The sequence below is a fragment of the Pseudophaeobacter sp. genome, assembly GCF_039971195.1.
In the GTDB taxonomy this organism is placed as follows: Bacteria; Pseudomonadota; Alphaproteobacteria; order Rhodobacterales; family Rhodobacteraceae; genus Pseudophaeobacter.
The window spans coordinates 1-26,105 of the sequence record NZ_JBDWPJ010000130.1 but is presented as its reverse complement, the minus strand read 5'-3'; the positions used below and the strand labels follow the sequence as shown (position 1 = coordinate 26,105).

Genomic DNA, 26,105 nt, shown 5'->3' with positions numbered 1-26,105 from the left:
ACGTGTCTTCATACCTTGTTCTCGGCCTGGGGCGACCCATCGCCCGACGCGCGTGCTGCCAAAACGGATGCCGCTATCGGGCCCAATTTCTACTATTCTGATCCAAACGCTGCAGAGCCAATCCAGAGCCGTGAGGCCTATCTGGATTACATCGCCCAGTTTTCAGCCATGATGCCAGGCGCCACCGCCGAAGTGGTCGCGATAAGCGAACACCACGGGCATCTGCGGGCCACTGTTGATTTTGCAAAGGACGGCCAGCGCATGGCGCGCGGGCAGTATTTTGCTGATATGTCAGACGGCAGGCTACAACGCGTGATCGGATTTACAGGCATGGGAGAGCCCGATTGACCGCCCCCGCCATTGAACTCAAAGGCATTTCAAAATCCTTTGGCCCGGTTCAAGCAAACAAAGACATCTCGATCAGCGTCGCCCCCGGTACCATCCATGGTATCATTGGTGAGAACGGCGCTGGCAAATCCACTCTGATGAGCATCCTTTACGGCTTCTACAAGGCCGACAAAGGCGAGGTCTGGATCAACGGTTCCAAGACCGAGATCCCAGACAGCCAGGCCGCCATTGCCGCCGGTATCGGTATGGTGTTTCAGCACTTTAAACTGGTGGAGAATTTCACCGTGCTGGAGAACATCGTGCTTGGTGCCGAAGACGGCGGCCTGCTGATGCCCTCGCTCACCAAGGCCCGCAAGATCCTTAAGGAGCTCGCGGCTGAATATGAGCTGAACGTCGACCCCGACAAGCGGATCGATGAGATTGGCGTTGGCATGCAGCAGCGGGTGGAGATCCTCAAAGCGCTTTATCGACAGGCGGATATCCTGATCCTGGATGAACCCACCGGGGTGTTGACCCCGGCCGAGGCGGATCAGCTGTTCCGGATCCTTGATCGGCTGCGCGCCGAGGGCAAGACCATCATCCTGATCACCCATAAACTGCGCGAGATCATGGAGGCCACTGATACGGTGTCTGTGATGCGGCGTGGCGAGATGACCGCCACGGTAAAAACCGCCGAGACCAGCCCTGCACATCTGGCTGAGCTGATGGTGGGGCGCAAAGTCCTGCTGCAGGTAGACAAACTCCCTGCCAAGCCCGGCAAGCCGGTGCTGGAAATCGAAGGCTTGCGGGTGGTGGATGAGGCTGGCGTGGAACGCGTCAAGGGCATCGACCTCAGCGTACGCGCAGGAGAGATCCTCGGCATTGCCGGGGTTGCAGGCAACGGTCAATCCGAGCTTTTGGAAGTTCTCGGCGGCATGCGCAGCGGAACCGGGGCCATTCGGCTCAACGGAACTGACCTGCCCCTGCGCGGTGCGGGATCTGATGCCCGCGCCAGACGTGCCTCCCATGTGGCCCATGTGCCAGAGGACCGCCAGCGCGAAGGTCTGATCATGGATTTCCACGCATGGGAAAACACTGCCTTTGGCTATCACCACGCGCCCGAGTATCAAAAGGGGATGCTGATGGATAATGCAGCCATCCGCGCCGATACCGAGGCCAAAATGCAGAAATTCGACGTGCGCCCGCCGGATCCATGGCTCGCCGCGAAGAATTTTTCGGGTGGCAATCAGCAGAAAATCGTCGTGGCCCGCGAGATCGAGCGCAACCCGGATTTGCTGCTGATCGGCCAGCCCACCCGGGGTGTCGATATTGGCGCCATTGAATTCATTCACAAACAAATCGTCGACCTGCGCGACCAAGGCAAAGCCATTCTGCTTGTCTCGGTTGAGCTGGAGGAAATCCTGTCATTGGCCGACCGCGTGGCAGTGATGTTTGACGGTGTGATCATGGGCGAACGTGCCGTTGATCAGACAGATGAAAAAGAGCTGGGCCTGATGATGGCCGGCGTCGCGGGGGAGGCCGCGTAGATGACCCAAACTATACACTCCGATCCAATAGGTCAGTGCCCCTCCGCGGGCGGAAGCAAAGCGCCCGCCCATGGGGGCGGTCGGGCGCTGACCGGGCTGCTACGCACCCCAGTCCCGAATCTAGAACTAGAGGCCGCGTAGATGGAAAAAATGCCTAAATGGGCCGATGTGGTGCTGATCCCTCTGATCAGCCTCGCGCTTGCGGCTGGCCTCTCGGCGCTGGTGATCCTTGCCATTGGCGAAGACCCCGTTGCTGCTGTCAAACTCATGGTGGATGGGGCTTTGGGCTCCAGCTATGGATGGGGCTATACGCTCTATTATGCCACCAATTTCATGTTCACTGGCCTGGCCGTGGCGGTTGCCGCCCATGCCGGGCTGTTCAATATCGGCGGTGAAGGTCAGGCCATGCTCGGCGGCCTTGGCGTTGCTGTCATCTGCCTGTTCATCCCCTGGCCTCATTGGTCACTGGCGCTGCTGTTTGCCATCCTTGGCGCAGGGCTGTTTGGGGCGGCCTGGGCCGCCATTCCGGCCTATCTGCAGGCCAAACGCGGTAGCCATATTGTCATCACCACCATCATGTTCAACTTTATCGCCGCGGCGGTGCTGAACTATGTGCTGGTCAATGTTCTAAAACCTGCCAGCTCGATGGACCCGGCCTCGGCCCGGTTCAGCGAGACGGTGCATCTGCCCTCGCTGCATGAGCTGCTGGCGCCGCTTGGCATTGCTTTTTCCAAATCGGCACCCGCCAATGTCAGCCTGCTGGTGGCAATCACAGCCTGTCTGGCGGTCTGGCTGCTGATCTGGCGCACCTCGCTTGGCTTTGAAATCCGCGCCTTTGGCAAATCCGAAGCTGGCGCCCGCTATGCCGGTATTTCACCGGTGAAAATCACCATCATTGCGATGATGATCTCTGGCGCGCTGGCCGGTATGATGGCAATCAACAATGTCATGGGCGAGGCCGAGCGCCTGGTGCTGAACGCCACCGAGGGCGCTGGTTTCATCGGTATCGCCGTGGCCTTGATGGGACGCAACCACCCCTTTGGCGTGTTTCTGGCGGCGATCCTCTTTGGCTTCCTCTATCAAGGCGGCGCCGAACTGGCGCTCTGGACCAAGATTCCGCGTGAACTCATCGTGGTCATTCAGGCGCTGGTAATCCTCTTTACTGGGGCGCTGGACAATATGGTGCGGATCCCGCTCGAGAAGATCTTCCTCGCCTTCCGCAAGGAGGCAAACTGATGGATTTCCTCACTCTGATCCAGGTGCTGGACAGCACCGTGCGCCTGGCGACACCGCTGCTCTTGGCCTGTCTGGCCGGGCTCTATTCGGAACGCGCCGGGATTTTCGACATCGGCCTGGAAGGCAAGATGCTGATGGCGGCCTTCTTTTCGGCAGCGATTGCAGCCGTGACCGGCAATGTCTGGCTCGGCCTTTTAGCAGGCATCGCCTCTTCGCTGGTCCTCGCGGCGCTGCACGGACTTGCCTCGATCACCTTCCGCGGCAATCAGCTGATCTCGGGCGTTGCCATCAATTTTCTGGCGGCAGGCCTCACCGTGCTGATCGCGCAAGACTGGTTCAAACAGGGCGGACGCACGCCGTCGCTGCTGACGGATGGGCGTTTTGAAGGGTTGGAATGGCCCTTTGCCATCGGCCCGCAGGATGCGGCAGAAGCTGGCAGGCCGGTATCGCAGCTGATGAAGGACGCCAACCCGGTGCAACAGGTCTACTCCGAGCTGATCTCCGGCCATTCGATCCTGGTCTATCTTGCCTTTCTGGCGGTGCCTGCGACCTGGTGGATCCTCTACCGCACAAGGTTTGGCCTGCGTCTGCGCGCTGTGGGTGAAAACCCGGCGGCGGTGGATACTGCCGGTGTCTCGGTTGTGGGGCTGCGTTTCGCCGCTGTAGCCATCTGTGGGTTGCTCTGCGGTATAGCCGGCGCCTATCTGGCCACAGCGCTCCAAGCTGGTTTTGTCAAAGACATGACCGCCGGGCGTGGATTTATCGCGCTTGCAGCGTTGATCTTTGCCAAATGGCGGCCCTGGCACGCCATGGGCGCCTGCCTGCTCTTTGGCCTGCTGCAGGCCGTGGCCCTCAGGTTCCAGAATATCGAGCTTGGCCCCATCGTAATGCCGGTGCAGGTCATGGATGCCCTGCCCTATATTCTGACCGTGGTGATCCTGGCAGGTTTTGTCGGCAAGGCCGTCCCACCCCGCGCCGGCGGCGACCCCTATGTGAAAGAGCGCTGAGCCACCCGGCAGATCCCTATTCATCACAAGGCCCGCACAACTAAGGTTGCGCGGGCCTTTGCTTTTCCCCTATGGCGAAAGCCTACGATAAAACACGCTCAAAAACATGCGACACAGAGATGAGTCCAGTTTGCCACCTCAATCAGTCCTGCGTGCTGCAGAGCGGCATCCTCAGTTGATTTTATCGCAATGCTGCGCTCTAACAGATCTATGCAAGTGTATCTCCCCATCGCCGAAGTCTCGGTCAATGCCTTCCTCCTGTTGGGCCTGGGAGGGATCGTTGGTATTCTTTCCGGTATGTTCGGGGTCGGCGGCGGCTTTTTGATGACGCCATTGTTGTTCTTTATTGGCATCCCACCCGTGGTGGCGGTCGCCACCGAGGCCAACCAGATTGTCGCTTCTTCTTTTTCAGGCGTTCTGGCTCATTTTCGAAGGCGCACGGTCGACATCAAAATGGGCATGGTGCTGCAGGTCGGTGGCCTGATCGGCGCGGCCCTTGGCGTGGTGGTGTTCAACTACCTCAAAAGCCTCGGTCAGGTCGATCTTCTGGTCACCCTCTGCTACGTGGTGTTTCTGGGCGTTGTCGGCACCTTGATGTTCATCGAGAGCCTGAACGCTATTTTCAAATCAAAACGCGCCGGTGGCGCACCGGCGCCGCGGCGGCAGCGCGGCTGGGTCCATGCTCTGCCCTTCAAGATGCGCTTTCGCACCTCCGGGCTTTATATCTCGGTGATCCCGCCCATCATGGTCGGCGTCGTCGTTGGTATTCTGGCCGCAATCATGGGGGTTGGCGGCGGCTTTATCATGGTGCCGGCGATGATCTATATCCTAGGCATGCCCACCAAAGTGGTTGTCGGCACCTCGCTGTTCCAGATCATCCTGGTGACCGCCTTTACCACTATGCTACATGCCACCACCAACTATACCGTGGATATTGTATTGGCCGTGCTGCTGCTGGTAGGCGGCGTTATCGGCGCCCAGATCGGTACCCGCATCGGCGTCTACCTCAAGGCGGAACAGCTGCGTATCCTGCTTGCTCTGATGGTCATGCTGGTCTGCGTCAAACTGGGTCTTGATCTGTTGCTGATGCCGGATGAGCTCTACTCGCTTGGCGCGCCGGGAGGGCATTGAGCATGTTCCGCAAATCCCTTCTCACCATCACGCTGCTACTTGCCTCCCTCATCTCTGCCCCAGGTCAGGCCGGGCAGGAAGAGGTGGTTCTGGGCCTCAGCCAGGACCGCGTTGCCATCACGGCCGATTTTGACGGCTCTGAAATCTTGATCTTTGGCGCAGTGAAACGCGAAACTGCCATTCCCGAAGGTCCGCCCCTGCAGGTCATCGTTGCGGTCTCGGGCCCCAATTCTGCAGTCACAGTGCGCCGCAAGGAAAAACGCATGGGGATTTGGGTCAATACCGACAGCGTCATTGTCGACTCCGCCCCCAGCTTTTACGCCATCGCCACCAGCGCGCCCTTCAACGAGGTGATCACCGATACCGAAGATCTGCGCTACCGCGTCTCCATCGCCCGCGCCATCCGCTCGGTTGGGGCTGCGATGAATATCAGCGATGCCCAGGATTTTGCCGATGCCGTAGTGCGCATCCGCGAAAGCGAAGAACTCTACTCCCTGCGCGAAAACACCGTGGCTGTGGATCAACAGACCCTGTTCCGCAGTGCCATCGACATGCCCGCCGATCTGACCGAAGGCCAGTACAAGGCCCGCATCTTCCTCACCCGTTCCGGTCTGGTGGTGTCCAGTTTTGAAACCGATATTGACGTACGTAAAGTCGGGCTCGAAAGATTCCTCTACAGCCTGTCACGCGAACAGCCCTTCCTCTATGGTTTGATGTCACTGGCCATCGCCATTGCAGCTGGTTGGGGCGCCTCAGCAGCCTTCCGGCTGCTACGCAACAACTGATTTTACGCCCCTGTTGAAGCTCCCGCCTGTTGGAACTTCCACCGGCTTGAACGCACCCTGTTTGAACGCACCCTGTTTGAAACTGGGTCAAGGGCCACCCTTGGGTGGCCGCGCCCCGGCGCGGTTTACCCTTGAGGCTGGTTCAAATCATAAACACTGGAACAGGCTCTGATTGGGCAGATTGCCCGATCAGAGCCTCTCAGCAGATCTTTTGTTGCGCCGCGCGTCAGCGCGGTGCCGGGCCCAACTGGAAAGGATGCGCGCCAGCGCGTCTCTTGCCGGCGGGAGAGCTCCCTCGCAGATCATCCCCGGCCGATAAAGGGCATCTTGGTGGCCATGACTGTCATAAATTGCACATTGGCCTCTGGCGGCAACTCCGCCATATGCAGCACCGACTTGGCGGCATCCTCCACCGCAAAACTCAACATCGGAGCCGCTTCCGGCGTCGCCTCTGCCTGCCGGGCGCTCAGGTCTTCGACCATTGGCGTACGCGCGTTGCCAATGTCAATCTGGCCACAGGCGATATCAAAGGCCCGCCCATCCAGCGACAGGCTGCGGGTCAAACCGGTGATGGCCGATTTGGTAGCGGAATAGGGCGCCGATCCCGGACGGGGGACATGAGCCGAAATCGACCCATTGTTGATGATACGACCGCCCTGCGGGCTCTGGCGGCGCATCTGGCGAAAAGCAGCACGCGCCGATAGAAACATGCCGTTGAGATTCACATTGACCGAGGCATACCAGTCCTCCAGGGCGATCTCATCAATAGTTCCACCGGGCGTAAACACACCCGCGTTGTTGAACAAGACATCCAGCCGCCCAGTGGCCATGACAAGCTGATTGACCGCATGATCCATGGCACTGGCATCGGTGACATCCGCAGGTAACACATGGGCGTTGACATGGCCCATGGCCACCTCTTCCAGCGCCTCTTGGCGGCGGGCCAAAAGCCCGACCTGCCAGCCCCTGTCCAGGGCCAGTTCTGCCACAGCCCGGCCAATGCCGGAACTGGCTCCGGTGATCAGGATCGATTTTGCCCCATGCTCCGTCATAGCAGCTATGCCTCCTCTTGCATTTCCAATGTCAGCGCCGCCGCCGGGGCGGCCTTCAGGTCATCCACCCGCAGCGGGCCGGTTGGCTTGGCCAGGCGGTTGCGCACCACCCAGATCAGCCGCTCCTGGGCGCGGGTGATGGCCACATAGGCCAACCGTTTCCACAGCGGTTGCCCGGCCTCGACCCGCCCCATGCGCGCGGCCGCATAGATATCCGGAGCAAAGACCTGTGCCGTCTCCCATTGCGACCCCTGGGCCTTGTGAATTGTCACCGCCGCCCCGTGCAAAAAGGTCGCCCCCATGCGGGCGGCATAGGGAATAAAGGGTTCTTCCTCGTCGGGTTTTTCGATCTTCACAATCGAGGCTGCTGAAACCTGTGGGTCCATCGCCCCCATGACATGCAGCCGCGAAAACCCCGGTTTGCGCCCCGGCCCGAGGTAGATCACCTGCGCGCCCTTGATCAGCCCGCGGGCCTCAAGATCCAGACGTTTTTTGCGGTGTTTCATCGGCAGTTCAATACCGTCACAGATCAGCGGCTCGCCCTCGGCCAGCGCATCCTCAGGGGCGCCATGTACGTGACGAAAGGCATTGATCAGCCGGATCCGGGTGGCGTTGCGCCAGACCAGCACCGGGCTGCGCGCCATCAGATCCACCTCGACCCGCTGCCCCCAGACCACCCGTTCATCGCGCCGGGCGGTCTCTTCGATCATCCGCTCAAAATCCTCAAACCCAAGGGCGGGATCGGCCAGAGCATGGGCCAGATCCAGAATAGGATTGCCCGCATCCTGACGATGCACCCGGTGCAGCACCAATTGACGCGGCTCTGGCAGGGTTTCAAACACCATGGCGCCGGATTGATTGACCGGCGCCAACTGGGCCGGGTCGCCAAAGAGCACCAGATTGGGAAAGATCTCTTTCAAATCCTCAAACTGGCGGTCATCCAGCATCGAGGCCTCATCAACAAAGCCGACATCCAGCGGATCCTCGCGGCGCTTCCAGCCGGTGATAAAGTCCGACCCCCGCAACCCCGCCACCGCCAGAGCACCAGGAATGGATTTGTTGGTCTCATAAAAGGCCGCAGCCCGCGCCAGGGCCTCTTCGGTCAGGCCTTCGATTTCGGGCTGCTCGCCATTGCCGGCCAGCCATTCGGCAATGCGTTCGTATTCCGGATCATAGACCGGCGTGTAGAGGATACGGTGAATGGTGGTTGCAGGCACGCCGCGCAACCGCAGAACACTGGCGGCTTTGTTTGTCGGGGCCAGAATAGCCAGCGACCGCCGCCCGGTCTTTTTGCGGCTTTCATAATCGCCCGAGACAACTTCGACCCCGGCAGCTTCGAGCGTTTTGTACAGTTCGGCCAACAGCAATGTCTTACCAGAGCCCGCCTTGCCGATCACCGCCATCACCCCGGATTCGCCCATGGGAGGCTGCAGCAGACCATCGTCCATATCGACCCCCGCCTGGCGCAGAAAACCAGCGACACTGTCAAAGGCCATGGCCTGATCATCAGAGAATTTTACGGTCAAATCTGTCATGGCGCGACCCTATAGCCATGGGCACGGCGGCACCAGAGCAACCGGACCTCGGGCCGCATCTTAGATGCCCCTTACACGCCCCCGAACTCCGCCCAGCCAAGGGCCAGAGGCATCAAGTGTCAGATGATGATCAGCCCATTGCTCACCGCGCGGGCGATGGCATGGGTAGTGTTCAGCGCCCCAAGTTTGGAACGCGCACTCTCAATATAGACCCGTAGCGTGTGCTCGGAAATCGACAATGTTTTAGCGACCTGCGCCCGGCTGTAGCCAATCCCCAACAGGTTCAGCGCATCCAACTCACGCGGCGACAGTCTCTGCGCCTGCTCCGGCGCGCGGTCGGGCTCAAACTCCAGGGCCTTTTGGTTGAGGAAATGCCCCAACAGGATCAGATCGCGGCTATTGTCGCGGATGAATTTGTCCCAGGCGGCATCGTCACAAGTGTGGCTCACGGAAAACAAAGCAAATTGGCCATTGGGTCCACGAATGGGAACCGAGTAGCCCTGACTGCCCACCCCATGTTCTTGGGCATCCTGGAAAAACCCATGTGTGGGCTTTATCGATCTATCGAGGTGACGCCAATCAACTGGATCAAAGCGCTGATAGCAGCCAATCACCACCGGATCGATGCGGGCGTAATGCTTGTCCTGGTACTGCCGGGTCCAGGCCTCGGAATAGGTCCCAAAGCAATACGGATCCCCCGCAGTGTCGGCCCAGTGGTAAATAGCATTGTCAACGACAAAGACCTGGCAGATTTCGTTGACAACATCCTGCAATCCCCCAAGGGATTTGGTGGCCTCCAGTGCCACCAGCATCTTGTCCAGCCCGGTTTTTCTTACCATAGGTCCGATCGCCACTCATTTCAGGAAGCCAAATAGCAGTGCTGTACAATCCAAAACGGCAGTTTTCGCCGAGCCTTCCCTTTTCGGGCTTCTTTTTCGGTATAAATGCGGATGAGGTCAATGGAAACGTTCGCAATCCGCCCATTCAGTCACGGAAATCATGAGGAACTCCGCCACACCTCACCTACAGCCACCAAGAATTGGTAGCGAGTTCATCTCTAAGCTCTCAAAATGACTGGTGCATGACAGAATATAGATACCATTTTTCGAATATCACATCCTCGCACACGTGATCTCATGCACAGAAAAAGGGCGCCGCCGTCCTCCCCGAATTCAGGAGGACATGCGACGCCCGCTCATTTTTTCTGATCCCAGCCTATCTGCCAGGAAGAAGTGGTTGCTTACTTGCCGGCTTCCAGCACATCTTCGAGCGTTCGCAGCCCGGTTTTTGGTGCCTGCACCAGAACCGACATATTGCCTGGTTTATGCTCATTGCGCAGCATCTTCATATGCGCATCTGGCAGATCCGCCCAAGAGAAGACCTCGGACATGCAGGGGTCCAAACGACGCTCAACCATCAGCTTGTTGGCGGCGGCGGCCTGCTTCAGGTGGGCAAAGTGAGAACCCTGCAGACGTTTCTGGTGCATCCACATGTAGCGCACGTCAAAGGTCAGGTTGAAACCGGAGGTGCCGGCGCAGATCACAACCATGCCACCCTTTTTACAAACAAAGGTCGAAACCGGGAAGGTTGCCTCGCCGGGATGTTCAAACACCATGTCGACATTGTTGCCCTTGCCGGTGATTTCCCAGATTGCAGCGCCAAATTTGCGCGCCTCTTTGAACCAAGCGGCATATTCCGGTGTGTTCACCGTGGGCATCTGACCCCAGCAGTTGAAATCCTTGCGGTTCAACACGCCCTTGGCGCCCAGCCCCATGACAAAGTCACGCTTACTCTCGTCTGAAATCACCCCGATGGCATTGGCGCCGGCGGTATTGATCAGCTGGATCGCATAAGACCCCAGGCCGCCCGAGGCGCCCCAGACCAGAACATTTTGGCCAGGCTTCAGGTCATGGGGTTCATGGCCAAACAGCATCCGGTAGGCGGTTGCCAGTGTCAGGGTGTAGCAGGCGCTTTCTTCCCAGGACAGGTGCTTGGGGCGCGGCATCAGCTGCTGCGCCTGCACATTGGTGAACTGGGCAAAAGACCCATCAGGTGTCTCATAACCCCAGATCCTCTGGCTGGGGGAGTACATTGGATCGCCACCGTTGCACTCTTCATCGTCGCCATCATCCTGGTTGCAATGGATCACAACCTCATCGCCGACCTTCCAGCGCTTGACCTTGTCACCTACGGCCCAAACGATACCCGAAGCATCGGAACCGGCAATGTGATAAGGAGCCTTGTGGCCATCAAAAGGCGAAATCGGCTTGCCGAGCGAAGCCCAGACTCCATTGTAGTTGACGCCTGCCGCCATGACCAAAACCAAAACATCATGGCTGTCCAGCTCAGGAACTTCGACCACTTCCTGCAGCATGGCAGAATCTGGCTCACCATGACGCTCCTTGCGAATGGTCCATGCATACATGTTCTTGGGAACATAGCCCATTGGAGGCATCTCACCGACCTCATAAAGGTCTTTTTCGGGAGCCTCGTAAGACAGCGGTCCGGTTTGTGTGTCCAAAGCCATGGTGGCCTCCTTTTTCAAAGGTCATTGCTGCGATGCAGAATCGCGGCTGCTCTCTGATGGATAAAAACAGCCGGGTAACATTGCAACCCCTTCCTGGGGTCATTTTGTAATTTTATGACCTCGCGACTGCAGAAACTCATTTTGCGGTCGCAGCATCTCCGGCCGCCTGGAGGCCCAGTGGACCCTCAGGAACCAAATGCGCAATGGAGTTGGCGTAATAGATCAACAGGTCCCGTTTCGCGCGTACCGGCACCAGCAGGCCGTCTTTACGCTCCACCAACCCGCGCAGCAGGAGAATGCGAATGGCAGCTTCTCCCGCTGTGCTGAGGCTGACACTGTGGTGATGCACGATGACCGGCGCCATCTGTTTGCGCAGCACCGTCATACGGTGCTCCAGAGTATCGGCACGCATAGGTCCGTGGTGCAGCAGCAACCAGGCTGCCACGGGCACCGGCAGGACCGGAACGGCGGCTCCGATACGGTTCAGCAGCTCCGTTGCCAGATCGGAAGTCAGGTCGAGGGCCGCCGAATCGGCTAGCGGATCTTCCGCAAGACTCTTGGTAGGTGTTTCTGCCCTCTCGCTGCCCGAATCCGTCCCGTGAGATTCACTCTTCCTCGCCCTGAGTTCAGCAAAATCGCGGAGACTCAGCGGGCGGCCAAAATTCACTGCCGCATAGCCAAATCGATGATATCGCCCGGTGATCCACAACCAGAACTGGCGCAGGATACGAGCCATAACAACTCCGATGCGGGCCCTGAACCTGCGCTCCCCCGCCCGCGCCGCCGAGGTAAGGATTGTATCTTCGAGCACCCAATCATAGTTCAGCGCCACCGGCACAAAGACCACATCGCGCCCCAGCGGGTCCTTGCCGTAGGGATCGCCAGCCTCAACAATGTATTTCAGCAACCCCAGCCGGGGTTCGGCCAGGGCGCCATCCAGGCTCAGTCCGCCTTCGGGGAACATAGCCTGGGTTGCACCGCCCTGGGTAGCCAGCCGCATATAGGTCGCCAGCACCCGCCGATAGAGGTCATTGCGCGACTTGCGTCGGATAAAATAGGCGCCCATGGCGCGGATCAGACGCGACAGCGGCCAGACACGCGCCCATTCCCCGACCGCATAGGATAGGGCCGAACGCCGTGCCGCCAGATAGGTGACTAAGACATAGTCCATATTGGAGCGGTGATTCATCACAAAGATCAATGTAGAATTAGGGTTGAGCTGCCGCAGCGCCGCCTCATCCTGATAGCCCAACCGAACCCGGTAGATCGCATTCGACAGCCATCGCGCTGCCCGAATCGCAAAGCCAAAATAGGCAAAGGCCGAAAAGGTCGGCACAATTTCGCGGGCATACCGACGGGCCTGTTCAAAGGCAACGTTTTCAGGAATGGCTTCTGCCTCGGCGTGGCGCACGATGGCACGGGCCACTTCCGGGTCATAGATCAGCCGCTGAATCATGTCATAACGCCGGGTTAGTTTGAACGGCTCAATCGGGCGTTCCAGCCGCCTGTTCAACCGCTCTACCGCGCGTTCAAACCGGCGACGAAAGAACCAACGCACCGAGGGAAACAGAAAATGCGAGGCAAAGGTGACCGCCGCAAAAAGCAGGATCAGAACCAAGAGCCAAAGCGGAAGTTCAATGGTGCGGGTCATGCCTATAACACCTACAGCAAATCCATCCTAGGTAAATGGAAACTGCCTCTGAAGTCACACCTTCCAAAAAAACGCATCTCCCGTCTTCTGTCTCACCACTTTGTGATAGGTTTGTGAGAGGTCCAAAATCCCAGGATCCATGTTCCAGACAACAAGAGGGAAATGATTGTTATGTACCGAAGAACTTTTTTGACATCCGCATTGGCAGCCGTTTTTGCCACCGCAATTGCGCTTCCTGCTGCTGCATTGGACCGACGGGTCACCATCGTAAACAATACCAATTACACCATCATGCAGTTTTACGGTTCCAACAAAGGCACCGATTCCTGGGAAGAGGATATCCTTGGGCGTGACGTCCTGCGTCCTGGCCAATCCGTGCGCATCGATTTTGATGATGGCACGGGGTATTGCAAATTCGACTTCAAAGCGATCTTTGATGACGATGACGTGCTGATCGCCAATGACATCAATATCTGCAAGATCGGTACCTATACCTATAACTAAGCCGGTCAATTGACACGACCGCGACCGGGCACAGCCCCGGATCGCGGCAATTGAGAACATGCTCTCGCGATGGCCGGAGCATGTTTTTTTGTGCCTGCGCCCGAATTGCCGCAACGCAGCGAATTGACATAGGTCGAAAATTGCAGTCTAGATCTCCACGACGAAATATAATTACCGACTAGACAGCGCGAGGCTCACCATGTCGCAGATGCAGAATGACCGCAAAACTGATCGTCCCTGGCTGATCCGGACCTATGCCGGTCACTCCACTGCCGAGGCCTCAAACGCGCTGTACCGCTCTAACCTCGCCAAGGGTCAAACCGGTCTGTCGGTGGCTTTTGATCTGCCCACCCAGACCGGCTACGACAGCGACCATATTCTGGCCCGTGGCGAAGTCGGCAAGGTTGGCGTGCCCGTCAGCCATCTGGGCGATATGCGCAGCCTGTTCGATCAAATTCCGCTAGAGCAGATGAACACCTCGATGACCATCAATGCCACAGCGCCCTGGCTGTTGTCGCTCTATATTGCCGCCGCCGAAGAGCAGGGCGCAGATGTCAGCAAACTCCAGGGCACGGTGCAAAATGACCTGATCAAGGAATACCTGAGCCGCGGCACTTACATCTGCCCGCCAAAGCCCAGCCTCAAAATGATCGCCGACGTGGCTGAGTATTGTTACACCAATGTTCCCAAGTGGAACCCCATGAACGTCTGCTCCTACCACCTGCAAGAGGCCGGGGCGACACCCGAGCAGGAGCTCGCCTTTGCTCTGGCCACCGGCCAGGCGGTTCTGGATGAGCTGAAGCCCCGGATTGCCCCCGAGGACTTCCCGGCGCTTGTGGGGCGAATTTCCTTCTTTGTGAATGCCGGCATCCGCTTTGTCACCGAGATGTGCAAGATGCGCGCCTTTGTCGATCTCTGGGATGAGATTTGCCGCGACCGTTATGGCGTCGAGGACCCCAAGTTCCGCCGCTTCCGCTACGGCGTGCAGGTGAACTCGCTTGGCCTGACCGAGCAGCAGCCAGAAAACAACGTCTACCGCATCCTGATCGAGATGCTGGCCGTGACCCTATCGAAAAAGGCCCGCGCCCGCGCGGTGCAGCTGCCGGCCTGGAACGAGGCCCTTGGCCTGCCCCGCCCCTGGGACCAGCAATGGTCGATGCGGATGCAGCAAATCCTCGCCTATGAAACCGATCTTTTGGAATATGAGGATCTGTTCGAGGGCAACCCCGCCGTCGACAAAAAGGTCGAAGCCCTGAAGGAAGGCGCCCGCGCCGAACTGGCCAACCTGCAATCCATGGGCGGCGCTGTTGCCTCGATTGAATACATGAAATCCCGTCTGGTGGATTCCAACGCCGAACGGCTGAACCGGATTGAGCGCAATGAAACCGTTGTGGTCGGGGTCAACCGTTGGACCGAAGGCGAACCTTCGCCGCTGCAGACCGAAGATGGCGGCATCATGGTGGTGGACCCTGCGGTGGAACAGGAACAGATCTCTCGACTTGATGCCTGGCGGGCTGGGCGCGACAATGAAGCCGTCGCAGCGGCCCTGGCAGACCTGCGCTCCGCCGCCCGCGATGGCAGCAATATCATGCTGCCCTCCATTGCCGCCGCCAAGGCGGGTGTCACCACCGGCGAATGGGCCGAAGAGATGCGCATAGTCCATGGGACCTATCGCGGCCCAACCGGTGTCTCCGGCTCGCCCTCCAATAAAACCGAAGGTTTGGAAGACCTGCGCGAGGCGGTGAATGCGGCCTCTGACCAACTCGGCCGACGGTTGAAGTTTGTTGTCGGCAAGCCGGGCCTTGATGGCCATTCGAACGGGGCCGAGCAAATCGCCTTTCGCGCCCGCGATTGCGGCATGGACATCACCTATGATGGCATCCGCATGACCCCCGAAGAACTGGTCGCCCAGGCCCAGGATGACGATGCCCATGTGGTGGGTCTCTCGATCCTGTCGGGCAGCCACCTGCCGCTTGTCGAAGAGCTGATGCAACGTATGCGGAACGCCGACCTCGGCCACATTCCCGTTGTGGTTGGTGGCATCATTCCGGACGAAGATGCAGACAAGCTCGAACAGATGGGCGTGGCCCGCGTCTACACACCAAAGGATTTTGAACTTAACACAATCATGGCGGATATTATTAAGTTGTCTCAGCCCTCCTAGGGTTAATACACCACCTTATTGTTAAAAATCTTTCCCGAAATTTCATTTTTGGGGTGGAAAATGTTTTTGGTTTTGGCAAGAAGATATATCGCGCTGATTTGGGTGTGCGATATATCAACTTGGAGTATCAAAATGAGCTTTGATCTTTCGGCAATGTCCCGAAAAGAGCTTCTGGAACTAAAAACCGGCATTGAAGATGCCTTGAAAGAAGCCGAACAGCGCGAGCGCAAGGAAGCCATTAAAGCAGCTGAAGAGGCTGCTGCTAAATTTGGCTTCTCTCTGGATGAGATTGCAGGCCAGGCACGGGGTGCCGGCAAGAAGCAAAAAGCCGCTGCGAAATACCGTAACCCGCACAACCCAGAGGAAACTTGGAGTGGCCGTGGTCGCAAACCACATTGGGTGCATTCCGCCATCACCTCTGGTATGGATATCTCTGACCTGGAAATCTAAATCCGGACAGGAGAGAGACAATGACCATTCATATCGGCGCCCAAAAGGGTGAGATTGCAGAAACCGTTCTTATGCCTGGCGACCCGTACCGGGCCAAATGGGCAGCAGAGACGTTTTTGCAAGATGCTCAACTGGTAAATGAAGTGCGCGGAATGCTGGGATATACCGGCAATTGGAATGGCCATCGTGTTACAATTCAAGGGAGCGGCATGGGAATGCCCTCTCTTTCTATCTACGCCAATGAATTGATCCGCGATTTTGGCGCAAAAACGCTGATCAGAATTGGCTCCTGTGGCGGAATGCAGCCACAGGTGAAACTGCGCGATGTTATTCTGGCAATGACCGCCACAACCCTTGCTTCCCCGTCGCAAAGCATCTTCAAAGAGGTGAACTTTTCCCCTGTCGCGGATTGGTCTTTGCTGCAAGCGGCAGCTCAGGCGGCGCGGACGCGCGACATCGGCACCCATGTGGGGGGTATCTATTCCTCCGACACCTTCTATGACGAACGCCCCGACCTGAACGAACAGATGGTGCGCCATGGTATCCTCGGCGTCGAAATGGAAGCCGCCGAGCTTTACACGCTTGCTGCGCGCTACCAGTGCCGTGCTCTGGCAGTGCTGACGGTTTCTGACCATCTGGGAACCGGAGAAGCCCTGCCCTCGGATCAGCGCGAGCGCAGCTTTGGCGATATGGTGGAAATCGCCCTAGAAGCCGCCTTTGCCTAAGACCCCCATCTGGCCTCCTTCTGAACCTTAAGTGTATTGACCAAAAGGCGGCCCATTGGCTGCCTTTTTCTTTGCCACCACAGCCAGCCAGCAGGTGCAACACCAGTGTTTTACGAGACCGCAGCGCGGCGCCCCTTGGGCGGCGCGCTGCCGGGCCCAAGGGGCGCCGCCGCATCGTCAGATGCGCCGAGTGCTGCGCGGGAGAGCTCCCTTGCTAAGTTCAGGCAAAGATCTGCAATCTAGCGCCCGTGGCTTTGATCATAGCCGTTCGGTTTTGGGCTTTGCCAATCCTGCAACCTGCCCTCAGCTGGGGCAAAAACCTCGATCAACAGCGGAAAACAGGCCGCGCTGTCGCTGGAATGCTCTGCCGAACAATCCCCGCCCGGGCAGGCGCTCAGGGCGCCCAGCAAAGGGATCTCGGCAAAGAACTCCAGATAATCCCCGGGCCGCACCGGGCTTTGCTTCATGAAATACTGGCCGGTATCACGGGTGAAACCAGTGCACATAAAGACATTGAGCACATCATGCACATGGGGCTCCGCCTCTTTCAGGCTCATGCCGGTGTGATCAGCCAAAGCTCGGGTCAGATTGGAATGGCAACAATGGTGATACTGACTGCCCGCCAGCAGATTGCCGGTATAGGGATCACAACGGGTGCCAATGACATCATGCACCGAGCCGCCAAATTCATCGATGCCATACCAGCCGAGTGTATCGTCAACCACGGTTACCATGGGGCGCAAATAGGGAAAGCTGCTCCACATGCGCTCGCCGGAGGTGATATGCGTGCCATGTAGGGCGCGGGTCTTGCCGGAATAGAAGCGCTCGCTCAGATCATCCCGGTTCCACAGGTTCAAATCGCCAACCTGCGGCCCCTCGACTGAGGTGATGCGAAAAAAATGCCCGGCAGGCACTTCAAAACAGGCAGCCTCACGCGGTTCTGCCAAAACTTCAGTGACCTTGTTTGCACCTGTGCGGGCCGCGCGGTACAGCGCCAGATCCGGCACTGGCAGGGTCTCGTTCGGGTAGCAGATCACCGGTTGGACTGCCCGTCGGGCAGCGGCATCCGCCGGGATCGGATGGGGCTGATGGGAGTGAGATTGGTCGGAATGCGCCATGGGAAAACCTTCCTGTTGTTTCCTCAGACTAGGCCTGTTTCTCGCGCGTTCTGCAAGCCAGATAGGCAGCCACCCTGGTCGGTTCTAGATCACGACCACGTCAAGCGGCGCAAAACCGTTGAACCCCACCGAGGCATAGGTCGATGTATAGGCCCCGCAGGCATGGATCACCACAGGGTCTCCAGACCGCAGCCCCAGCGGCAGTTGCACCGGCTGTTTTTCATACAGTACATCGGCGCTGTCACAAGAAGGGCCAGCCAGCACACAGGGGCCTGTCACCTCGAGATCACGGGCCGTGGTGATTGGGTAGCGGATTGCCTCATCCATGGTTTCGGCCAGGCCAGAGAATTTGCCGATATCGAGGTAGACCCAGCGGTGCAAGTCGTTTTCATGCTTCTTGGAGACCAGCAGGACTTCGGCAGCAATGGCGCCGGCCTCAGCCACCAGCCCGCGGCCCGGTTCCGCCATGATCTTTGGCACACCGCCAAATCGCGCCTCAACCCGCGCCATGACTTCGGCGGCATAGGCTTCTGCACTCAGAAGCTCTGTTGCGTCATAGCGCGCCGGAAAGCCGCCACCGATGTTCAAAAGGCGCAAGCCATGGCCCGCCGCAATGGCGCTTTGCCACAGGGCAGCAACCTGATCCAGGGTCTCCTCCCACATCCAGGGCGCACGGGTCTGCGAGCCGACGTGAAAAGACAGCCCTGCCACCTGCAGGCCGCGCTCCTGCGCATAGCCCATCAGCATCAGCGCCTTGTCCGCGGTGCAGCCAAACTTGCGGCTGAGCGGCCAATCAGCGGCGCTGTTCTCCACGATCAGGCGCAAGCAGACCTCTGCCCTGGGCGCATGTTCTGCCAACTTGTCCAGCTCCTCGCGGGCATCGGCAGCAAACAGGGTGATCCCTTGCGCATGGGCAAAGGCAATATCCGCGCCCCGTTTGATGGTATTGCCAAAGCTGATCTGATCGCCACGCGCACCCGCCTCCAGACAGAACTCGATCTCGGCCCGGCTGGCGGCATCAAAATGCGCCCCCTCAGCCAGCAACCGCCGCAGGATGGCCGGATGCGGGTTGGCCTTGACCGCATAGTGAATACGCGCCCGCCCCAGCCCCCGGGCCAGCGCCCGGTACTGTGCCGCCACGGCCTCCAGATCGAGCACCAGAGTTGGGCGCTCAAATCTATGCTTGGCAATATAGTCAAGGTGGCGCCCACTGATCGCAAAGGATGTTGCACAATCAGACGGATCCGCTGCCGCAGCAGCTCCGGTTACAGAAGCGGTCATGGTCATCTCCAAAAGACCCGGCCCGTCAGGACCGCTTAATCCCATCAGAGACGTTACCGTCGCTACGTAACCATGGGGGTTGAAACCCTTGGGACAGAGGCGCGTGCGTTGGCGTCTTGCGCCGCCATATCAGGCAAAGCCGCGAGTTGTTCAAGAGGTTTTTTGCCGGGGTGACAAACAGGCCGTCGCGCAATGCCTCAACGAGCACCTCAACGGCGCCGCAGGCAATCACGAGGTTCGGCCAATCCAGGTTTCACCGCATCACAATTTCCACAGCGCCATTGGCCCTGCGCCCGCTCCTGACGCCAGCGGCAATCCCGGGTCAGGGTGGTGGTCATGCGACGATAGGTAAAATAGGCAAAGACGCCTGTCACCAGCAGAAGGATCAAAAGGGGCATCCCTGCCCTTACCGCGCCTTTGAGTTTTGCTCAAACAAAAACCCCCGAACCGAGGGAAGGTACCGGGGGCATCTGTCATGGGCGGGGCCCGCAATCAGGCTGCGTCGCAATAGGGGATAAATCCCTTCGACAGCGGAGCCTCGCTCTCAACCGGCACTGGGGTCAGAAGGGGCGCCGGGTGGGCTTCTGGGGAGAAATAGGCCCAGGCCTGTTCCAGATCCTGTAGCATGGCTTTGGCTTTTTGGGTGGCCAGGATGTTTTGCAGATCGTCTACGCTATTCATCGATTTGGTCCTGATGGCTATGGTGCTTCTCCCTTGCCACCAAGATAGGTTGCCGCCGGATTAGGAGTACCACTCGCTTTTGCAGATGCGCCATGCAAATCCTGCAGAGCGGCGGCCACCGGCCCTTTAAGCAGAAAGAAAAATGCCCCCGAACAGCTGCTGTTCGGGGGCATCTTTAATTCCCCGATGATCTGTAAAAGATCGGATCACACAGCCCGATCAACCATCATGTGTTTGATATGCGCGATCGCCTCGGCAGGGTTCAGACCCTTGGGGCAAGTCTTGGTGCAGTTCATGATGGTGTGGCAGCGATAAAGCTTGAAGGGATCTTCCAGCTGATCCAGGCGTTCAGGCGTAGCTTCATCACGGCTGTCGATGATCCAGCGATAGGCATGCAGCAGCGCCGCTGGCCCGAGGTATTTGTCGCCATTCCACCAGTAGCTCGGGCAGGAGGTCGAGCAGCTGGCGCACATCACACATTCATAAAGACCGTCGAGTTTCTTGCGATCCTCAATGGACTGACGCCATTCCTTTGCAGGGGCGTTGGTCTTGGTTTCCAACCAGGGCATAATAGACGCATGCTGGGCGTAGAAATGGGTCAGATCTGGGATCAGATCCTTGACCACGGACATATGCGGCAGCGGGTAGATTTTGACGTCTCCCTTGACCTCGTCCAACCCGTAAATACAGGCCAGGGTGTTGATGCCATCGACATTCATCGCACAGGACCCACAGATGCCTTCGCGGCAGGAGCGGCGGAAGGTCAGGGTGGGATCAATCTCGTTTTTGATCTTGATCAGCGCATCCAGGATCATCGGACCACATTTGTCCATATCGAGGAAATAGGTATCCACCTGGGGGTTTTTGCCGTCGTCCGGGTTCCAGCGATAGATCTTGAACTTGCGCACATTGGTTGCGCCAGTCGGCTTGGGCCACGTCTTCCCCGTGGTGATCTTGGAATTTTTCGGAAGTGCGAATTCGACCATAGATCGTTCTCCTTGCTTAGCTGCCTACCAGATCACGGGCATAGACCCCGGACCGGCAGGAGATCGGATGGACCGGCTGAGCCCAAAGGCCCCTCCGAAACTCAAATAGTGCCGCAGCTGCGGCAGATGTTTGGTATGCAGTGCAGAAGGAGGTGGTCATGTGCTGTCTCCTGCTGGCAATGGCTGGGTCTTGGCAACGGTCTTCAGAAAAGCCGTATCCTCTGGAAACAGACCTTCAAGTTCGTCAAGCAAGGCCCTGTCCCGCGCCGCCAGATGCAATAGCGCCTGATACTCCGCGTCATCGCGCATCTGCTGCCAGCGCTTGTCGGTCTGCAGCTCCGCAGCAGAGCTCGCCTGCTTTTGAAAAGACGATCCGCCACCATAGGATTGCACCGCGCCCAGGCTGTTGTCCCGCGCCTGCAGGCCGAGATCCTGCAACAGGTTCGCGCGGTAGTCCGCACTGGCAACCCAGCGGTCATAGCAAATCGCCACCAGCCCCAGATCGCGGGCCTGACGTACCAGATCAAGCAGCCGAGTATAGCTGTCGATGGTGCGCAACACGATACCGTTGCGCCGCACCAGGGAATAGCCCTCATTGGCCTGCATCTTTTTCAAAAGCGAGGCAGACCAATTCAGAAAGCTGCGATAGATCAGAACATTATGTGAGAACAGCACCTCATCAAAGCTACCAGACGCCTGCCGCGACAGGTCAAATTCTGCCGGGCTGGTATCCTCATAAGAGACCAGAAACAGGGCTCCATCACCGGCATCCTGCGTCACCGCAGGCATATTGCGCTTTGCCTTGTTCTGCGAGGCATGGGCCCCGTTGACCTCGATCCCGCGTGAATTGCGCAAAGGATCGGTGCCGGGTTTGCAGTTGTTCAAAAACACCGAACGCCCGCCAGGCGCATTGCGCTGCAACCAAGACAAGATGGCATGATTGCCGGACCGGCGCATGCCAAAGACCCGCAGACTCAGCCCTGGCGTCAGCCCAAGCGCCTGCCATTCGGCGGGCATAGGGGTATCCAAGGCCGCGGCCACGTTACTCGTCCCCGGCCAGAGAGGAGCGGATGGTGGAGCCATCCGACAGGAAGGCCAGCGCCCGCTGCTGCTGTTCAACGGTCAGGGTCTCCCACAATGCCGCGTCACCGGGCATCAAGGGGTAGTCCCATGGCGTGGGCACCTGAGACACCGGACCTTTGGCACAGGCCGCAAGCAGCAGGGCCGCAAGGCCCAGCAGTCCCAGTGTAATTTCCCGGTGCCCGCGCATTTTAAAAGGTCCGCGCTTTTGGTGCGATCTTCGCCAGGCTGATGCCACCTTCTTCTTCGGTGGTCAGACGATCCAGGATCACCGGACGATAGGTCAGATCGACTTTTTCGCCCTCGACCCGGCTGACGGTATGCACGCGCCAGTTCTCATCATCGCGGGTGGAATAATCCTCGTGGGCATGGGCACCGCGGCTTTCGCGACGGGCTTCGGCCCCGTGGATCGTGGCCAGCGCGTTTGGCATCAGGTTGGCCAGCTCCAGTGTCTCCATCAGATCCGAGTTCCAGACCAGCGAGCGATCGGTGACCTTGAGATCATCCATCTTGCCCGCAATCGTGGTCATCTTCTCGACGCCCTCTTTCAGCGATTTATCTGTGCGGAACACCGCCGCATCCGACTGCATGGTGCGCTGCATTTCCAGACGCAGATCCGCAGTGGCAATGCCACCATTGGCGTTGCGCAGCCCATCAAAGCGATCAAAGGCCTTGTCTACCGACGCCTGGTTCAGGGTCGGGTTGGGCGCTTCGGCGTCAACCACCTTACCTGCACGGATGGCAGAGGCGCGGCCAAAGACCACGAGGTCAATCAGCGAGTTGGAGCCAAGACGGTTGGCCCCATGCACCGAGGCACAGCCCGCTTCACCCACGGCCATCAGGCCAGGCACAACACCGGTTGGGTTGTCCGCAGTTGGGTTCAGCACTTCGCCCCAATAGTTGGTTGGAATGCCGCCCATGTTGTAATGCACCGTTGGCAGAACCGGGATCGGTTCTTTGGTGACGTCAACACCGGCAAAAATCTTGGCGCTCTCAGAGATACCCGGCAGACGCTCCGCCAGAGCCTCAGGCGGCAGGTGGCTGAGGTTCAGGTGGATATGGTCGCCATCGGCGCCAACACCACGGCCTTCACGGATCTCCATGGTCATTGAACGCGAGACGTAATCGCGCGGGGCGAGGTCTTTGTACTGGGGCGCGTAGCGCTCCATGAACCGCTCGCCTTCAGAGTTGGTCAAATAGCCGCCTTCGCCGCGCGCACCCTCGGTGATCAGACAGCCAGAGCCGTAGATACCAGTGGGGTGGAACTGGACAAATTCCATATCCTGCAGCGCCAGACCGGCACGGGCCACCATGCCGCCGCCGTCGCCGGTGCAGGTATGGGCCGAAGTCGCCGAGAAGAAGGCACGACCATAGCCGCCGGTGGCCAGAACAACCATCTTGGCGTTGAAGACATGCATGGTGCCGTCATCAAGCTTCCAGCAGACAACACCCTGGCATTCACCCTCATCCGACATGATCAGGTCGATGGCAAAATATTCGATGTAGAATTCAGCGTTGTTCTTCAGCGACTGACCATAGAGCGTGTGCAGGATGGCGTGGCCGGTCCGGTCCGCTGCGGCACAGGTTCGCTGTACAGGGGGGCCTTCGCCAAATTCGGTGGTATGGCCACCAAAGGGACGCTGATAGATCTTGCCCTCTTCGGTGCGGGAAAAGGGCACACCATAGTGCTCCAGCTCATAAACCGCCTTGGGGGCTTCGCGGGCGAGATATTCCATCGCATCGGTATCGCCCAGCCAGTCAGAGCCTTTGACGGTGTCATACATATGCCACTGCCAGTTGTCAGGACCCATGTTGCTCAGCGAAGCAGCAATTCCGCCCTGCGCCGCCACGGTATGGGAGCGGGTTGGGAAAACCTTGGTCACACAGGCAGTGCGCAGACCCTGTTCGGCCATGCCAAGCGTTGCGCGCAGACCGGCTCCGCCGGCACCCACGACCACGACGTCATAGTCATGCGTCTCGTATTCGTATGCAGCCATTTCTTTTGTCCCTTACAGCGCGATCTTGCCCAGGGCAAAAACCCCGGTGGCGATTGTGGCGTAGCTCAGACCGATGACAAACATGATCAGGATCTTACGCATAGAGCCACGCGCATAATCTTCGATCATCATTTGCGCGCCCTTGTTGAAATGCATCACGCCGACAAACAGCGTGATCCCCGTCAGGATGGCCGGGAAGGGGCGTGCAAAAGTGGCCAAGACCTCTTCCTGCGTGCCACCAATGGCCGAGCCGACGATATAGATGAAAGTTGGCACCAGAAAGGCCAGCGCCACGGCGCTCACCTGCATGTACCAGTGATGTTCGGTTCCGGTGCCAGAAGCCCCTTTGCCAACGGCGCGTTTACGAGCGGTCAGATAACGCATGTCTAGCTCCTTAAACCACGATCACGGTGATAACGGTGAGGACAACCGAGCCGATCATCATGCCCCAGCCGAGTTTCTCGGCGGTTTCGATGTCCAGCCCGTGACCGGCATCAAAATACAGATGACGCAGACCAGCGAGGAAGTGATACCAGATGCCCAGTGTAGAGAGCACCAGCACGATATCTCCAAACCAGGAGGTCAGAACCCCATTGGCCAGATCAAAATAGGCAGGCGAGGTCGCCGCCGCGAGGAGCCACCAAACGATCAGCATCACCGAGATGATCAACGCATTGCCGGTGATCCGGGTGAGGATCGAGGACATAGAGGTCATCTGCGGGCGATAGATCGACAAATGTGGCGAAAGCGGGCGATTGCCCCGATTTACATCGGCCATGTTGGCTCCTTTCCAGTTAGCTGACGACGTTTTAGCGGATTTTTACGTCCTGTCACGCAAACAGCGGGTAAATTTCTGCGGTAATTTGACCTGTTTGGTAAAAAAAGGTGTTTCGTGATCACAGGCAATGGCCCAGTGATCACAAAACTGTCTTATTCAGAATTTGTTGCAGAATCAGCTCCCCCCACTGCGGTATTTTGCACCTGTCCCGCAAACACCCCCTGCACCGGCGGGACTGGCATCACGGCATCGGGCGCAATTGCAGCCGTTTTCTGCGCCACTTCCCGCACCAGTTTGCGGCGGATTTTTTCCGGGTAGGCGCGAAAATCCCCTGCGGTCTCAACAAAGGCGCCCTCGCCGCGAATGACCTGTTCGTAAAAATAGGCGGTAAGTTCCGGCTCGCTTTGCTCGATGGCAATGGCGTTCACGGTGACATCCGCCAGCCGCAACAAAGGCTTCAGGCTGGCAGGCTCGACGCCTTCGTTTGACGGGCCATCGCCTGAAACGTCAATCACCCGGCGTTTGCACTTTGGCCCCTCGGTGATCTGATTGAGCCCAAGCAGCAGCGCCTCCCCCAGGGCTGTGGAGTAATTGCGCCAGGGCCTGGGCACGGTTTCAACCGCGCGGGCCAGGGCTTCGACCTCGTCAAAGGTCCGGGTTGAGGTCCAGGGGATAGAGACCTCTTGCCGGGCGCGGCCCGACCACTGGATCAGCATGACCTGCGCCTGGGCCCGCACCAGCGACTCTGACACCACCCCGTCGCGCAGCCCCGCCGCCAGCCCGTCCATCTGGATCCGGTACTCGGTCGCATCCACCGAGCCCGAAACATCCACCGCCAGCACCAGCGCCAGATCACAGGCCCAGCCCGGCAGTGGCAGGGCTGAGACAACAGCGGCAAACAGGCGGGCTTTGATCCTCATGGGAAAACTCTATGCGGGAATACCCAATTCCGTCACCCCTCTTGTCCGCGCGGACACAGAGCCGTGAAGCGGAAAGAAAACAGGCCGCACAGCTGAGCTGTACGGCCTTGGGGATCCATCCTAACCCGACTGATCTATTTTGGCATCAAGGCCCAGTAGTCCAGATCCAGCAAAACATCCGGCAGATATTTATCATCTTCGCCTTTCAGCACAAAGGGCTCGCCGCCCTTGGTGGCCACCAGACGCAGGCGAATGGCACCCACTCCCGGCGCATCGGTATCCGCCTTGTCCAGCACCTCGGACCAGGCGCGGATTGTGGTGCCCGACAGACAGGGGTTGGCATGGGCGCCGCCATTGAGGCCCACAATCATCTGCGCATTGGCCAGCCCGTTGAAGGACAGCGCCCGCGCCATGGAGATCACATGGCCGCCATAGATCAACCGGGTGCCATCCGGGCGGGCGGTGGTGTCAAAATGCACCTTGGCGGTGTTCTGCCACAGGCGGGTAGCCAGCATATGCTCGGCTTCCTCAATGGTGACGCCATCTACGTGATTGATGGTCTCGCCCACTTGGTAGTCGCCCCAGCGATGGGCTTCACCCGCAAGGTCAAAGTCATAACTGCT

Annotated in this window: 27 protein-coding genes; 10 read left to right on the top strand and 17 right to left on the bottom strand. The window is 58.6% G+C overall.

The window, feature by feature from the left end; all coding sequences use genetic code 11:
• The 6 genes from ABJP42_RS11565 to ABJP42_RS11540 all read left to right on the top strand — a co-directional run.
• A partial coding sequence (locus tag ABJP42_RS11565) for a nuclear transport factor 2 family protein (RefSeq protein WP_348340463.1) occupies window positions 1–348 on the top strand: 348 nt, incomplete at its 5' end.
• Entirely contained in the window at window positions 345–1,874 is a 1,530-nt protein-coding gene (locus ABJP42_RS11560; protein ID WP_348340462.1) for an ABC transporter ATP-binding protein, read from the top strand. The genes ABJP42_RS11565 and ABJP42_RS11560, both read left to right, overlap by 4 nt.
• A 141-nt stretch (window positions 1,875–2,015) precedes the next feature.
• Complete coding sequence (locus ABJP42_RS11555; protein WP_348340461.1) at window positions 2,016–3,110, top strand: ABC transporter permease; 1,095 nt, start codon at window positions 2,016–2,018, stop codon at window positions 3,108–3,110.
• Entirely contained in the window at window positions 3,110–4,117 is a 1,008-nt protein-coding gene (locus tag ABJP42_RS11550) for an ABC transporter permease (protein ID WP_348340460.1), read from the top strand. The genes ABJP42_RS11555 and ABJP42_RS11550 overlap by 1 nt, the downstream gene beginning before the upstream one ends.
• Window positions 4,118–4,327: 210 nt before the next feature.
• Window positions 4,328–5,248 (top strand): sulfite exporter TauE/SafE family protein, encoded by a 921-nt coding sequence (locus ABJP42_RS11545; protein ID WP_348340459.1) that lies wholly within the window; start codon window positions 4,328–4,330, stop codon window positions 5,246–5,248.
• Between the two features lie 2 nt (window positions 5,249–5,250).
• On the top strand, window positions 5,251–6,033 hold the full coding sequence (locus ABJP42_RS11540) for a TIGR02186 family protein (RefSeq protein WP_348340458.1): 783 nt from the start codon (window positions 5,251–5,253) through the stop codon (window positions 6,031–6,033).
• A gap of 302 nt (window positions 6,034–6,335) precedes the next feature.
• Here ABJP42_RS11540 and ABJP42_RS11535 read toward each other — a convergent pair whose 3' ends face one another.
• The 5 genes from ABJP42_RS11535 to ABJP42_RS11515 form a co-directional block, all read right to left on the bottom strand.
• Window positions 6,336–7,085, bottom strand: coding sequence for an SDR family oxidoreductase (locus tag ABJP42_RS11535; protein ID WP_348340457.1), 750 nt, complete (start codon window positions 7,083–7,085; stop codon window positions 6,336–6,338).
• A 5-nt stretch (window positions 7,086–7,090) separates the two neighbouring features.
• Window positions 7,091–8,620, bottom strand: coding sequence for an ATP-dependent DNA helicase (locus ABJP42_RS11530; protein ID WP_348340456.1), 1,530 nt, complete (start codon window positions 8,618–8,620; stop codon window positions 7,091–7,093).
• 119 nt (window positions 8,621–8,739) lie between these two features.
• Window positions 8,740–9,459, bottom strand: coding sequence for a helix-turn-helix transcriptional regulator (locus tag ABJP42_RS11525; RefSeq protein WP_348340455.1), 720 nt, complete (start codon window positions 9,457–9,459; stop codon window positions 8,740–8,742).
• Between the two features lie 401 nt (window positions 9,460–9,860).
• Window positions 9,861–11,147, bottom strand: coding sequence for a crotonyl-CoA carboxylase/reductase (ccrA, locus tag ABJP42_RS11520; RefSeq protein WP_122072690.1), 1,287 nt, complete (start codon window positions 11,145–11,147; stop codon window positions 9,861–9,863).
• Window positions 11,148–11,283: 136 nt separating this feature from the next.
• Window positions 11,284–12,798, bottom strand: a complete 1,515-nt coding sequence (locus ABJP42_RS11515; protein WP_348340454.1) for a 1-acyl-sn-glycerol-3-phosphate acyltransferase — start codon at window positions 12,796–12,798, stop codon at window positions 11,284–11,286.
• A 201-nt stretch (window positions 12,799–12,999) separates the two neighbouring features.
• On the opposite strand from ABJP42_RS11515, the gene ABJP42_RS11510 reads away from it, so the two are divergent.
• From ABJP42_RS11510 to deoD, 4 genes are all read left to right on the top strand, one after another.
• A complete protein-coding gene (locus tag ABJP42_RS11510) occupies window positions 13,000–13,302 on the top strand; it encodes a hypothetical protein (RefSeq protein ID WP_348340453.1) in 303 nt (100 codons plus the stop codon).
• 199 nt (window positions 13,303–13,501) lie between these two features.
• Window positions 13,502–15,466: a methylmalonyl-CoA mutase family protein gene (locus ABJP42_RS11505; RefSeq protein WP_348340452.1), complete on the top strand. Its 1,965-nt coding sequence runs from the start codon at window positions 13,502–13,504 to the stop codon at window positions 15,464–15,466.
• Window positions 15,467–15,598: 132 nt separating this feature from the next.
• On the top strand, window positions 15,599–15,916 hold the full coding sequence (locus ABJP42_RS11500) for an H-NS histone family protein (RefSeq protein ID WP_348340464.1): 318 nt from the start codon (window positions 15,599–15,601) through the stop codon (window positions 15,914–15,916).
• A gap of 20 nt (window positions 15,917–15,936) precedes the next feature.
• A complete protein-coding gene (gene deoD, locus ABJP42_RS11495; protein WP_348340451.1) occupies window positions 15,937–16,641 on the top strand; it encodes a purine-nucleoside phosphorylase in 705 nt (234 codons plus the stop codon).
• Between the two features lie 239 nt (window positions 16,642–16,880).
• Here the strand turns inward: deoD and ABJP42_RS11490 are convergent, their stop codons facing one another.
• The 12 genes from ABJP42_RS11490 to ABJP42_RS11435 all read right to left on the bottom strand — a co-directional run.
• Window positions 16,881–17,759 (bottom strand): urea carboxylase-associated family protein, encoded by an 879-nt coding sequence (locus ABJP42_RS11490; protein WP_348340450.1) that lies wholly within the window; start codon window positions 17,757–17,759, stop codon window positions 16,881–16,883.
• Between the two features lie 84 nt (window positions 17,760–17,843).
• Window positions 17,844–19,046 (bottom strand): type III PLP-dependent enzyme, encoded by a 1,203-nt coding sequence (locus ABJP42_RS11485; RefSeq protein WP_490363216.1) that lies wholly within the window; start codon window positions 19,044–19,046, stop codon window positions 17,844–17,846.
• A 203-nt stretch (window positions 19,047–19,249) separates the two neighbouring features.
• Entirely contained in the window at window positions 19,250–19,438 is a 189-nt protein-coding gene (locus tag ABJP42_RS11480) for a hypothetical protein (protein WP_348340448.1), read from the bottom strand.
• A gap of 94 nt (window positions 19,439–19,532) precedes the next feature.
• Window positions 19,533–19,721, bottom strand: a complete 189-nt coding sequence (locus ABJP42_RS11475; protein ID WP_348340447.1) for a hypothetical protein — start codon at window positions 19,719–19,721, stop codon at window positions 19,533–19,535.
• Between the two features lie 206 nt (window positions 19,722–19,927).
• Complete coding sequence (locus tag ABJP42_RS11470) at window positions 19,928–20,707, bottom strand: succinate dehydrogenase iron-sulfur subunit (protein WP_348340446.1); 780 nt, start codon at window positions 20,705–20,707, stop codon at window positions 19,928–19,930.
• A gap of 156 nt (window positions 20,708–20,863) precedes the next feature.
• Entirely contained in the window at window positions 20,864–21,724 is an 861-nt protein-coding gene (locus ABJP42_RS11465; RefSeq protein ID WP_348340445.1) for a hypothetical protein, read from the bottom strand.
• A 25-nt stretch (window positions 21,725–21,749) separates the two neighbouring features.
• Entirely contained in the window at window positions 21,750–21,977 is a 228-nt protein-coding gene (locus ABJP42_RS11460) for a hypothetical protein (protein ID WP_348340444.1), read from the bottom strand.
• 1 nt (window position 21,978) lies between these two features.
• Entirely contained in the window at window positions 21,979–23,784 is a 1,806-nt protein-coding gene (gene sdhA / locus ABJP42_RS11455; protein ID WP_348340443.1) for a succinate dehydrogenase flavoprotein subunit, read from the bottom strand.
• Between the two features lie 12 nt (window positions 23,785–23,796).
• Window positions 23,797–24,168: a succinate dehydrogenase, hydrophobic membrane anchor protein gene (gene sdhD / locus ABJP42_RS11450; RefSeq protein WP_348340442.1), complete on the bottom strand. Its 372-nt coding sequence runs from the start codon at window positions 24,166–24,168 to the stop codon at window positions 23,797–23,799.
• Between the two features lie 10 nt (window positions 24,169–24,178).
• Entirely contained in the window at window positions 24,179–24,562 is a 384-nt protein-coding gene (sdhC, locus tag ABJP42_RS11445) for a succinate dehydrogenase, cytochrome b556 subunit (protein ID WP_348340441.1), read from the bottom strand.
• Between the two features lie 152 nt (window positions 24,563–24,714).
• Complete coding sequence (locus ABJP42_RS11440; protein ID WP_348340440.1) at window positions 24,715–25,482, bottom strand: DUF1194 domain-containing protein; 768 nt, start codon at window positions 25,480–25,482, stop codon at window positions 24,715–24,717.
• Window positions 25,483–25,616: 134 nt separating this feature from the next.
• Window positions 25,617–26,105, bottom strand: a 489-nt coding sequence (locus tag ABJP42_RS11435) for a MaoC family dehydratase (protein WP_348340439.1), incomplete at its 5' end; no start/stop codon positions are given.

Bases quoted from the DNA above. Each gene is read 5' to 3' on its own strand.
- ABJP42_RS11485 (WP_490363216.1), bottom strand. From the start codon at position 19,046: ATGACCATGACCGCTTCTGTAACCGGAGCTGCTGCGGCAGCGGATCCG.
- ABJP42_RS11475 (WP_348340447.1), bottom strand. From the start codon at position 19,721: ATGAATAGCGTAGACGATCTGCAAAACATCCTGGCCACCCAAAAAGCC.
- ABJP42_RS11550 (WP_348340460.1), top strand. From the start codon at position 3,110: ATGGATTTCCTCACTCTGATCCAGGTGCTGGACAGCACCGTGCGCCTG.
- ABJP42_RS11505 (WP_348340452.1), top strand. From the start codon at position 13,502: ATGTCGCAGATGCAGAATGACCGCAAAACTGATCGTCCCTGGCTGATC.
- sdhA (WP_348340443.1), bottom strand. From the start codon at position 23,784: ATGGCTGCATACGAATACGAGACGCATGACTATGACGTCGTGGTCGTG.
- ABJP42_RS11465 (WP_348340445.1), bottom strand. From the start codon at position 21,724: ATGCCCGCCGAATGGCAGGCGCTTGGGCTGACGCCAGGGCTGAGTCTG.
- ABJP42_RS11500 (WP_348340464.1), top strand. From the start codon at position 15,599: ATGAGCTTTGATCTTTCGGCAATGTCCCGAAAAGAGCTTCTGGAACTA.
- sdhD (WP_348340442.1), bottom strand. From the start codon at position 24,168: ATGCGTTATCTGACCGCTCGTAAACGCGCCGTTGGCAAAGGGGCTTCT.
- ABJP42_RS11530 (WP_348340456.1), bottom strand. From the start codon at position 8,620: ATGACAGATTTGACCGTAAAATTCTCTGATGATCAGGCCATGGCCTTT.
- ABJP42_RS11470 (WP_348340446.1), bottom strand. From the start codon at position 20,707: ATGGTCGAATTCGCACTTCCGAAAAATTCCAAGATCACCACGGGGAAG.
- ABJP42_RS11545 (WP_348340459.1), top strand. From the start codon at position 4,328: ATGCAAGTGTATCTCCCCATCGCCGAAGTCTCGGTCAATGCCTTCCTC.
- ccrA (WP_122072690.1), bottom strand. From the start codon at position 11,147: ATGGCTTTGGACACACAAACCGGACCGCTGTCTTACGAGGCTCCCGAA.
- ABJP42_RS11535 (WP_348340457.1), bottom strand. From the start codon at position 7,085: ATGACGGAGCATGGGGCAAAATCGATCCTGATCACCGGAGCCAGTTCC.
- ABJP42_RS11555 (WP_348340461.1), top strand. From the start codon at position 2,016: ATGGAAAAAATGCCTAAATGGGCCGATGTGGTGCTGATCCCTCTGATC.
- sdhC (WP_348340441.1), bottom strand. From the start codon at position 24,562: ATGGCCGATGTAAATCGGGGCAATCGCCCGCTTTCGCCACATTTGTCG.
- deoD (WP_348340451.1), top strand. From the start codon at position 15,937: ATGACCATTCATATCGGCGCCCAAAAGGGTGAGATTGCAGAAACCGTT.
- ABJP42_RS11440 (WP_348340440.1), bottom strand. From the start codon at position 25,482: ATGAGGATCAAAGCCCGCCTGTTTGCCGCTGTTGTCTCAGCCCTGCCA.
- ABJP42_RS11460 (WP_348340444.1), bottom strand. From the start codon at position 21,977: ATGCGCGGGCACCGGGAAATTACACTGGGACTGCTGGGCCTTGCGGCC.
- ABJP42_RS11525 (WP_348340455.1), bottom strand. From the start codon at position 9,459: ATGGTAAGAAAAACCGGGCTGGACAAGATGCTGGTGGCACTGGAGGCC.
- ABJP42_RS11515 (WP_348340454.1), bottom strand. From the start codon at position 12,798: ATGACCCGCACCATTGAACTTCCGCTTTGGCTCTTGGTTCTGATCCTG.
- ABJP42_RS11480 (WP_348340448.1), bottom strand. From the start codon at position 19,438: ATGCCCCTTTTGATCCTTCTGCTGGTGACAGGCGTCTTTGCCTATTTT.
- ABJP42_RS11490 (WP_348340450.1), bottom strand. From the start codon at position 17,759: ATGGCGCATTCCGACCAATCTCACTCCCATCAGCCCCATCCGATCCCG.
- ABJP42_RS11540 (WP_348340458.1), top strand. From the start codon at position 5,251: ATGTTCCGCAAATCCCTTCTCACCATCACGCTGCTACTTGCCTCCCTC.